The 9,810-nt window shown below is 46.5% G+C and carries 9 protein-coding genes; 5 read left to right on the top strand and 4 right to left on the bottom strand.

What is annotated here, in order from left to right; genetic code table 11:
* From JI65_RS12565 to JI65_RS12555, 3 genes are all read left to right on the top strand, one after another.
* The coding region (locus JI65_RS12565; RefSeq protein WP_479694091.1) for a Rossmann-fold NAD(P)-binding domain-containing protein at nt 1–491 on the top strand (491 nt) is incomplete at its 5' end.
* Between the two features lie 368 nt (nt 492–859).
* Entirely contained in the window at nt 860–1,153 is a 294-nt protein-coding gene (locus tag JI65_RS12560; RefSeq protein WP_002706748.1) for an NAD(P) transhydrogenase subunit alpha part 2, read from the top strand.
* Between the two features lie 13 nt (nt 1,154–1,166).
* A complete protein-coding gene (locus JI65_RS12555) occupies nt 1,167–2,615 on the top strand; it encodes an NAD(P)(+) transhydrogenase (Re/Si-specific) subunit beta (protein WP_191017167.1) in 1,449 nt (482 codons plus the stop codon).
* Nucleotides 2,616–2,697: 82 nt separating this feature from the next.
* On the opposite strand, the gene JI65_RS12550 is transcribed toward JI65_RS12555, so the two are convergent.
* Nucleotides 2,698–3,879, bottom strand: coding sequence for a sensor histidine kinase (locus JI65_RS12550; protein ID WP_191017165.1), 1,182 nt, complete (start codon nt 3,877–3,879; stop codon nt 2,698–2,700).
* Between the two features lie 3 nt (nt 3,880–3,882).
* Entirely contained in the window at nt 3,883–4,614 is a 732-nt protein-coding gene (locus JI65_RS12545) for a response regulator transcription factor (RefSeq protein ID WP_191017163.1), read from the bottom strand.
* Nucleotides 4,615–4,905: 291 nt separating this feature from the next.
* Here JI65_RS12545 and JI65_RS12540 point away from each other — a divergent pair, with 291 nt between their 5' ends.
* A complete protein-coding gene (locus JI65_RS12540) occupies nt 4,906–5,667 on the top strand; it encodes a hypothetical protein (RefSeq protein WP_191017161.1) in 762 nt (253 codons plus the stop codon).
* 62 nt (nt 5,668–5,729) lie between these two features.
* A complete protein-coding gene (locus JI65_RS12535) occupies nt 5,730–7,775 on the top strand; it encodes a UGSC family (seleno)protein (RefSeq protein ID WP_191017159.1) in 2,046 nt (681 codons plus the stop codon).
* Nucleotides 7,776–8,015: 240 nt separating this feature from the next.
* Here the strand turns inward: JI65_RS12535 and JI65_RS17430 are convergent, their stop codons facing one another.
* On the bottom strand, nt 8,016–9,149 hold the full coding sequence (locus JI65_RS17430) for an ABC transporter ATP-binding protein (RefSeq protein WP_277950602.1): 1,134 nt from the start codon (nt 9,147–9,149) through the stop codon (nt 8,016–8,018).
* Entirely contained in the window at nt 9,064–9,759 is a 696-nt protein-coding gene (locus JI65_RS17425) for an ABC transporter transmembrane domain-containing protein (protein WP_277950601.1), read from the bottom strand. Before JI65_RS17425 ends, JI65_RS17430 begins: the two co-directional genes overlap by 86 nt.
* Nucleotides 9,760–9,810: the final 51 nt, after the last annotated feature.

Raw genomic sequence — 9,810 nt, 5'->3', positions numbered from 1 at the left:
AAATCGACCTCGGTGAAATGGGTCAGACTGCACAAGGATACGCAAAAGAGCTTACTCCGGAGCAGATCGCAAAACAGAAGGAAGCACAGGCTAAAGTTTGTGAGAAGGCAAACATCGTCATCACAACTGCAAAAGTATTCGGACGCAAGGCTCCACGCCTCATCGAAAAGAACGTTCTTGACCGCATGCAGCCAGGCTCAATCGTAGTCGATATGGCTTGTTCAACAGGCGGAAACGTTGAGGGGTCTAAGCTCTTCGAGAACGTTGTTACAGAGAACGGCGTTACAATCATGTCTGGTGATTTGCTTGAGCGACAGGTTCCGTATGATGCTTCAAAGATGTTCTCTGGAAACATTACGGCTTTCCTCACACATGCTGGTTTCTACAACAAAGAAGCAAAAGAATTCAATGTCAACATGGAAGATGACATCATGAAGGGCTGCTTGCTCACTCAGGGTGGAAAAATTATCCACGAAAGATTCAAGGCGTAAGAATGAAAAGACATTTTGCTAAGATTCTGTTGATTCTGTTCGTTTTTTTAATTTCTGGTTGTACCATTAATGACTTTGAAAATATTGCATTGGATAACAATTATGGTCCGGACGAAGAAATTAAGAAAGATATTCGAGACAAATATCTAAAAGATTTTGAACAGGATAGATAGACTGGAATCTGGCAAATGCGTTAGGGATTGTAGCACCTGCGAAGCAGTACCGCTTGCGGTATGGAGCGATAGCGGAAGTGCGCAAAGCCCGACCGTGCGAGTTTTGGAACAAAACTCGTGAAGCAACCTCTGGTTGCGATGAACGCCCTTAAAAAGCCCCTGAAACAAGTTCAGGGTGACAAATTGGAGAAAATTATGGATATAATGCTTATTTTCGTATTTGTAATTGCTGCTTTCCTTGGATTGGAGTTGATTGCAAAAGTTCCTTCACAGTTGCACACGCCGCTGATGTCAGGAACTAACGCTATTTCTGGTATCACAGTTGTTGGTGCTATTTCTATAACAGCGGCTGCCGTTAAAATCGGTGGAAAAGTCGGAGCTGTTCTTGGCTTCCTCGCTATTGTTTTTGCTACTATCAACGTAATCGGTGGTTACATGGTAACAGACCGAATGCTTGGTATGTTCAAGAAAAAGGACTCTAAGAAATAAGAGGTGCTGAGAAATGTCTGATATAGCTATTAAAATTCTTTACATGGTTTCTTGTATCTTCTTTATCCGCGGTATTAAATTGCTCGGAAAGACTGATACAGCACGCAAGGGTAACGCATATTCAGCAGTCGGTATGTTGATTGCGTGTGTTACCGTTTTGATTCAGAAAGATGTTATGAGCGCATTCTCTACGGATGCAGCTGCATGGGGCGGAAATCCGCTTTTGGCAAACGGTTACTGCTGGATTATCGTAGCTGTCCTTTTGGGAACTATTATTGGTGCAATTTGGTCAAAGAAAGTTAAGATGACCGGAATGCCAGAGCTCGTTGCTTTGTTCAACGGTTTCGGTGGTCTTTCTTCACTTCTCGTTGCTTTGACTCAGTACATCGCAGCAGAAAAAGGTGACTACTTCACAGCTGTTTCACTCGGTCTTACAATCGCAATCGGTGCTGTTGCATTCACTGGTTCTCTGGTTGCTTGGGGCAAATTGAGCGGAAAAATGACTTTTAAGGGCTGGGTAATTCCTGCTAAGAACGCTGTAAACGGTGTTTTGTGCGTGCTCGGACTTGCTTCTATTGTTGCTTACTCATTCTTCACTGCTGAAAATCCGTTCGGATTCGCTGAAATCGAGAAATGTGGTGTTATCGCTTGTACAGCAATCTTCCTCCTTTTGGGATTCACGATGGTAATTCCGATTGGTGGCGGTGATATGCCGGTTATCATTTCGTTCTTGAACGCTTTGTCTGGTTTGGCTGCCGCTTTCGCAGGTTTTGCAATCAACAACACTGTACTTGTAGTTTCTGGATGTCTCGTAGGTGCTTCTGGTTTGATTCTTACATTGATTATGTGTAAGGCTATGAACCGCACATTCGCCTCACTCCTCTTCAAGAGCTTCGGCGGTCAGAAGAAGAAGGGTGCTGCAGGCCCTGCAAAGGAACCGAAGGCTATGTCTGTAGAGGATGCTTACATGATTCTCGAAGCTGCAAAGAATGTTGTATTCGTTCCAGGTTACGGTATGGCTGTAGCTCAGGCTCAGCACGCTGTAAAAGAGCTTTGCGACAAGCTTGAAGAGAACGGTGCAGAAGTAAACTTCGCAATCCACCCGGTTGCAGGCCGTATGCCAGGACACATGAACGTATTGCTTGCTGAGGCAAATGTTCCATACGAGCAGCTCAAAACAGCTGACGAGATGAACCCGCAGATGAGCAACGTGGACGTCGCAATCGTCATCGGTGCGAACGACGTTGTTAACCCTGACGCTATCAACGACGAAAGCTCACCACTCTACGGTATGCCAATCGTAAACGCTCACGAAGCTCGCACAGTATTCGTATTGAAGCGCGGAAAGGGTACGGGATTCTCTGGTGTAGAGAACCCACTCTTCACGAACGACAATACTGTAATGATTTACGGAGACGCTAAGGCTACGGTTTCAGCTCTCGTAAGTGAGTTTAATGAATAGTTTTTTCGGTGGTTGAGCGCAGTCGAAACCACCACGAAGAAAGAAAAAACGCCAGTCTTCTGAATGGGAGGCTGGCGTTTTTTTACACCAAAATCTTTACTACGGCCCCTCTGTCGTTTTCAAGCCGGAGTTTTGCGCCAAGCACGCGGGCGATTGATTTTGCGATGCTCAGGCCGATTCCGCTGCCTTTTTTGTGGGATTTGTCGCCGGAAAAGAATCGGTCGAAGGCGTGGGAAAGTGCTTCTTTTGAAAATCCTTTGCCGTTGTCGCGGATTGTGAGTGCTGTTTTTCTGCCGGATTTTTCTGCGCAAAGGCTTATTTTTAAGTTTTCGGTTTCTGCGTGTTTTTTTGAGTTTTCGATTGCGATTGAAAAAATTTGGCTGAGTAAGTTCCTGTCGCTGGAAATTGCGAGTTTTTTTGGAAACGGCTCAATTTCTATCAAAATATTTTTCTCGTTTTCTGCCCTGATTTCCTCAAAAAAATCCTGCACGATGATTTCTTCTTTTTTTGGCTTCGTGAGGCGGTTTTCCAGGCGGGTAAGTTCCAATAGATTCAGTATGATTTTTGTCATCTTCTCGCTTTCTTTTGAGATAAGAGTGACTGATTTTTCAAATTCACTTTCGTTTTTTTCGAGAAGTTTCTTTCCGTGGCGGCGGAGCAAATCGGCATGGCCAGAAATTACTGCGACCGGCGTTTTTAGTTCGTGGCTCACATTCGCGATGAATTCTTTTTGCGTGTCGTATTTTTTTTCAAGGCGAAGAAAATAAAATGCGAGTGCGAAAAATAAAATCAGAATGAGCGGAATGAGGATTTTTAAAATTGAGCGGGGAATGAGCGCAAGAAGTTTTTGCGGAAGTTCCTTTTCCGTGGGAACGGAAACTTGAATGCAGACTATTTTTCCGCCGGAAAGCTCGTAATTCCTGCACAGATACAAAATCTCAATTTTTTTTTCGGTGTTTTTTGGGTTTTTGAGTGAATACCGCTGAATGCCTTTTGCAAGCGGCAGCAGTGGAAGAAAATCCCTGTTTGCTGCGAGGATTTTTTTTGATTTTAGCGCATAAATTACAAAATCAACATCTTTCTGGCTTGTCTGTAGGTTTGAAAAATTTCCGTCATTTATTTGGGCAAAAAGTTCCGCCGTCGTTCCTTCCAGTTTTTTTGCCTGCGTGTCGCGCAAAGAAATCCTCATCAGAAAAAACAAATTCATAAACAGAATGAGGAAAGCAAAGGTGAGTGCAAAAGAGTGCTTAATCGCTTTTTTCATTTTTCATTCCTCATTTACGCTCTGTTTTTCCATTTTAAATCCCACCCCCCGAACCGTAGCGATGTATTCAAAGTCTGAATGCTCACGGATTTTTTTTCGGAGCTGGCTGATAAAAATGTCGAGATTGTTGGGATTTGTCGCGTGATTTTCGCCCCACACTTTGTCAACAAGCTTGTCGCGTTCAATTACAGAGCCGATATTTTCCATAAAAAAGTTCAGAAGAAGATATTCCGTCTTCGAAAGCTCGATTTTTGCATTTTTGACGAACACTTCCATCGAATTTTGCTTCAACAAAAGCTCTCCGTTTCGTCTTTCGCCGGTTTCCGGCACTTTTTCGCCATTTTTCATGGATTCGGAAAGCTTTTTGATTTTTTCTGTTCGCCGTAAAACCGCCTGGATTCTTGCAAGCAGTTCTTCGATTTTAAACGGTTTTGTGATGTAGTCGTCGGAACCAAGATTCAATCCGGTAACTTTGTCGTCAGTTTCGTCGCGGGCAGTCACGAGAATTACGGGCGTGTCCTCGTCGTGCTTTCGGATTCTTCGGAGAACTTCAAGCCCGCTCAATTCGGGCAGCATTATGTCCAAAAGTACAAGGTCTGGTTTTTCGCGCGCAAACATTTCAAGCGCAGTCCGCCCGTCCAAAGCAACGCAGGTTTCAAAATCTTCAAGTTCCAGCTCGCTTTTTACAAAAGAGACAATTCCTTCGTTATCTTCGACAATCAGAATTTTAGGCATGCTGTATTGTACCACGATTTTTGCAGGTAGAAGTCTATAATTTTTTATAGAAACTCTATAGAAAAAAACAAAAGCAGCCGCCTTTATCTGCCTGTATAATTTACCATGAAATATGGGCGCAACCCTCGACAAGCGAGGGTCGGGCTTTTCGGGGTTCCGCGCTAACCGCGCTCTATTCCTACGCTCTGGTGGTTTCGATACGGTCGCTTCGCTTCCTACTCAACCACCGCCGCTTCGGAACGGCTTACGCCGCCCCTACAATCCCTTGCGCACTTGCTTTTGGAGGCATTTATGAAAAAACTAAAGGAATTTCTTCTTACAGGAGTGGCTCTCGCACTGGTGGTTTCGACAGGCTCAAACACCGCATTCGCGGGAACAAAAAGACCTGAGAGACCGCTTAAAACGGGAAATGATTTTCTCGCCGCTACATTCGAGGGAGAATCGCTGAACATTCCCTACCGCTACAAGCAGTTCAATGCAGGTGCTGGCGAACCGGTGCTTTTCGTGTTCTTGCACGGAAATTCTGCGAGCGGCACGGACAATCAAAAGCAGATGGAGCGCACCCCGGCTTTGGATGCGGCTTCTTATATCGAAAAGCACGGAGTCAGCGCGTTTGTGCTTGCTCCCCAATGCCCTGAAAATACACCGTGGCGTGCAATTTCCGCAGACTTAAAATCGCTTTGCGAAACATTTGCGCGGGAACACGGCTGTGCGCACATATACATTGCAGGCGCATCAAAAGGCGGAAGCGGCATCTGGGCGATGGCAAGTCAGTACCCCGATTTTGCTGAAAAAGCGGTCGCAATCGCCTCGTCGCCAAGCGATGTAAATTTGGAAAATCTGCTAAAAACGGCACTGTATGCAGTCATAGGAAGCAACGATGTCGTGTCGAATCCCGACGCAAAGGACAATGCCTTGCGCTTAACCAAAAGTGACGATGAAATTGCATCGCAAAAAGTAAAGCGCAATGCTGATATTGTCGCAGAGCTGCAATATAACGGCGGCAATGCCCATATAAAGATTCTGGAAGGATATGACCACAAAAAAAACTAGCAAAGAAGGTTTGTCGGAAGATATACTTGACTGGCTGTTTGCAAAGTAACTGGGAGACTCTTATGAAAAAACTGATTTCACTGTGTGCCGCACTTGCCGTGCTATTTTCGACAATCTCAAACACCGCTTTTGCCGCGACAAAATACAGCACCAATCCCGATGAATGTGTGGACGGCGTTTGCTTTGTTCCCCAGTATGCCGACGACGGTCGTGAAAACTACGCAATCGTTTCCCCGGTGGGCTATCACGATGTGCCAATGATTAAACAGGTAAAAAGGCTCGACAATCTCAAAGGAAAGACAATCGCGCTTGTGGGCGGCTCTTTTATGGCAGTCACCACCCACAACGAGCTTAAGCGTTGCATCGAAAAAGAATTTCCCACCGCAAAAATCTACATGTTTGACGATATCGGTCAGGCAGGGCCATATTCAGTTTTCGGGCAGACAGAAAAGACTCGCGCTTTTCAGGAAAAACTCAAAGAACTCAAAGTTGATGCCGTAATCGTTGGAAACTGTGGCTGCGGGCTTTGCACCACAAAAGAAACGGGAGACTCCATCGCAGCAGAATATATCGGGATTCCGACCGTAACCGTTGCCGCTCCAACTTTCGTGGCTCAGGTTCATTCAACTGGCGTAAACCGTGGCGTTCCAGTCCTTCGCACGGCAGAATATCCGGGAGCCTTTGCTTCCCATTCCACGGACGAACTCAAAAAGAATGCAAGGGAAGTTCTCTGGCCGCAGATAAAAAATGCCCTTACAACACAGATTACAAAAGAAGAAATCGCAAAATATGCTCCCGAAGGAAAACGGCCGGCCGATGAAATCATCTATTACGGAAATTACGACGAGATTCAGGAATACATGCAGATTAACGGCTGGACTGACGGACTTCCAGTTGTTCCGCCAACTGACGAAAAGATTCAGGAGTATCTTAAATTCACAGGCTTTAAGGGAAGCGATGTCCTCGGCACTTTTGCCCTTGCTTACCGGGAATGTACGGTTTACACGGTGGCGGCAAATGCTGTAATGGCAGGAGTCCCGCCTGAGTTCATGCCAGTCTGCATTGCGTTTGTGCAGGGAATGAACAACGGAGAATGGAGAAAACCCCTTGCCTCAACTCACGGCTGGACTCCGTTTGCATGGCTCAACGGCCCGCTTGCCCGCCAGCTCGGAATCGACAATCAGCAGGGAATGATAAGCGAAAAAGCAAACAAAGCTCTGGGACGATTCATTGATTTGGCTATGCTCAACATTGGCGGCTACTACGTCAAAGAAAACCGAATGGGCTCTTTTGGCTATCTCACGCCATTCACATTCAGCGAAGACGACGAAGCGTGCGCGAAAATCGGATGGAAGCCGTACCATGTTCAGCAGGGATTCGATTTGAACGCAAACACAATCACAGCGGGAAGCGCGCTTGCATGGGGAAACAACATTACGCCAGCTACAGACGATGCCGAAAAAATCATGAATCTTATGGCCTTCGATATTACAGAAAAACAGCAGAACGGACTTGGAAACACAAAGCCGCAGGTTCCGCGCACCGTTTTCATCACCGAATATGTGGCAAAGGACCTTGCAAAGGAATACAAGACAAAATCGGATTTGGAAGACGCGCTGATTGAGACCGCCCGCCGTCCTCTTGCACTTCGCACCTACGCTCACTACTGGGCGAACACAGGAAGTCAGCAGTTCAAACGGCGAAGCTTTGACGAGCATTACGAAATGCTTGCAAAAGACGAGGCTGAGCAGGCAAAACTCACGCCTACACCCGAATGGCTAAAGCCGATTGTTGCCGAAGACGAAATTATGACAATCGCCACGATGAACAAAGGCGACACGGCCTTCCTCGTCACAGGAGACGCAAACCGAAACAAAGTGCAGGTCATGCCCGGCGGCGGATTCGTCACCACGGAAATCAAGCTTCCGAAGAACTGGAATGAGCTTGTCGCTCCCTTGGGCTACCAGCCCATAGAAAATTTCTATCTGAAAGCGAATTTTAACACTGACGAAGGCAAAAAAGCGGTCTCGACAAATAAAAACAAAAAGCAACCGACTGCGGAAAAAAGGCCAAAACAGCCGAAAAAGCCCGTAACTCCGAAGAAGTGAATTTGATAGGACTTTTTAAAATTACATTTTTGTCATTCCGAATATCACCCATGTTATTTCGAATTTGATTCGGAATCTTTGCTGCAAGTTCAGCGTGACGGGTAGCTTGTCTAAAAACTTGCGTCATGCCGAATTTATTTCGGCAGCTACACTACATTTTTTGTACGAGCCCCCGAAACGAATTCGGGGTGACTCTAAAGTTTCGAGTTTTTGGACAGCCTGGGGATTTTGCGCTCCGCGTTACACGCTCCACTTGGCTTCTTTTGCCTGCAAGTCGTGCATTTTTACGAAGAGTGAACCTTCTTTTGCTTTCAACTGGCTTGGGCTTCCTTGTTCAGCGACTTTTCCGTCTTTCAAGACTACGATTTTGTCCGCGTTTTCCACGGTGCGCATTCGGTGGGCGATGACGAGGACGGTTTTGCCTTTCAAGAGGCGGGAAAGGGCCGACTGCACTTTGCTTTCGTTTTCAACATCAAGGGAGGCGGTGGCTTCGTCCAAAAGTACAATCGGCGCGTTTTTGAGAAGGGCGCGGGCGATTGAGATTCTCTGCCGCTCGCCACCTGAAAGTTTGGTGCCGTTCTCGCCGATTTTTGTGTTGTAGCCGTCGGCAAGTTTCTGCACGAACTCGTCGCATTTGGCATCCCGAGCCGCCTGCATTACTTCTTCGTCCGTCGCGCCGTGTTTTCCGAGCCTGATGTTTTCCATAACGGTGTCGTCAAAAAGAACTACATCCTGAAAGACCATCGAGTAATCTGTCAAAAGCGTTTCCGGCTCGATTGTGTCTATGTCGATTCCGCCCACGGTGATTTTTCCGCTGTCCGCGTCCCAAAGGCGGGCCGCAAGTCGGGCGCAGGTTGATTTTCCGCTTCCGCTCTCGCCTACGAGGGCCGTGACTTCGCCTTCCTTTGCGGTGAACGAAACTCCGTCCAGAACTTTTCCGTCGGAATAGGAGAATGAAACATTGTCAAAAACGATGTCGTGTCCGTTCGGCTTGAATTCGCTTTTTCCGCCGGCAGATTTTGTGTCGTAGATTTCCATGAGCCGCTCGGCCGACACTTCCGACATGAACACTTCCGCAATTAGGGCAAGGCTCTGGTCGAACGGAGCGTACACTCGCGTAATCACGAGAAGAAACATGAAGAGCGTCATAAAATCAACTTGCCCGGAAAGAATAAGGTTCGCGCCTGTGAGAATCGTCGTGGCGACACCGAGGCGCATGATGACGCTGGCCGCGTTCACGAAGATTCCTGTGGCAAGCTCGCCTTTAATCATCGTCTTTTCCTGAAAATCAATCGTTTTGTTCACTTCTGAAAGGAATTTTTCTTCCTGGTTTGTCGCGTGAATTTCCCGGAGATTTTCGATTGTTTCCTGCATGATGTCGGAGACGGCAAGACTTGCTTTTTTTGTTTTTTCTAGCATTCCGCTTTGCCATCTTTCTTGAGCCGAATAAAAGTACGAAGGCGACGGGAACTCCCCAAAGGCAGGAAATCATAAGACGCCAGTCACAAAAGGCAAGCATTACAGCCACAATCGCGGTTGAAACGTAGGAGCCGTAGAGATAGCCTAAGACGTGCGACCAGACATGCTCCATGCGGTTCACGTCGCTCATAATTGTCTCGGTCAAATCCGCCAAATCACGCTTTCCGAAAAAGGAAAGGGGCAGCTTTCGGAGTCGCTCGGCAATCCCGATTCTCATCTCCTTGATTTCGCCGTAAACCAGGCCGTAAGTCGAACGGTACTGCTGAATGTGCGTCAAAAGCGAGAGGACGACGAATCCAAGAATCAGCGCGATGAAAAATGCCGTTTTTGGAAGGGCTTCGCCTTTTGTGTGAGTTTTCATGAATCCTTCCATCAAAAAATAGAGGATTCCCATTCCGCCCATGACAATCAGGTTCACGATAATTGTCCAGAACATTCCTTTTTTTGTGTTTGAAACGCCTTTGTCTGAAAGCGCGTATTTTCTTTTGAATTTTTCCCCGAACATTTTTCTGTCTCCTTTTTAATGGCTATGTCTGTAAAAACGATTGATTTTGCT

The organism is Treponema zioleckii, from assembly GCF_014737315.1.
Taxonomy (GTDB): domain Bacteria; phylum Spirochaetota; class Spirochaetia; order Treponematales; family Treponemataceae; genus Treponema_D; species Treponema_D zioleckii.
The sequence above is the reverse complement of the archived record's forward strand: the minus strand, read 5'-3'. Positions and strand labels throughout refer to the sequence as shown.

What these genes read in the sequence shown, in the direction of transcription:
- JI65_RS12540 (WP_191017161.1), top strand. Translation starts at nt 4,906, where the DNA reads ATGAAAAAACTAAAGGAATTTCTTCTTACAGGAGTGGCTCTCGCACTG.
- JI65_RS12555 (WP_191017167.1), top strand. Translation starts at nt 1,167, where the DNA reads ATGTCTGATATAGCTATTAAAATTCTTTACATGGTTTCTTGTATCTTC.
- JI65_RS12545 (WP_191017163.1), bottom strand. Translation starts at nt 4,614, where the DNA reads ATGCCTAAAATTCTGATTGTCGAAGATAACGAAGGAATTGTCTCTTTT.
- JI65_RS12550 (WP_191017165.1), bottom strand. Translation starts at nt 3,879, where the DNA reads ATGAAAAAAGCGATTAAGCACTCTTTTGCACTCACCTTTGCTTTCCTC.
- JI65_RS12535 (WP_191017159.1), top strand. Translation starts at nt 5,730, where the DNA reads ATGAAAAAACTGATTTCACTGTGTGCCGCACTTGCCGTGCTATTTTCG.
- JI65_RS17425 (WP_277950601.1), bottom strand. Translation starts at nt 9,759, where the DNA reads ATGTTCGGGGAAAAATTCAAAAGAAAATACGCGCTTTCAGACAAAGGC.
- JI65_RS17430 (WP_277950602.1), bottom strand. Translation starts at nt 9,149, where the DNA reads ATGCAGGAAACAATCGAAAATCTCCGGGAAATTCACGCGACAAACCAG.
- JI65_RS12560 (WP_002706748.1), top strand. Translation starts at nt 860, where the DNA reads ATGGATATAATGCTTATTTTCGTATTTGTAATTGCTGCTTTCCTTGGA.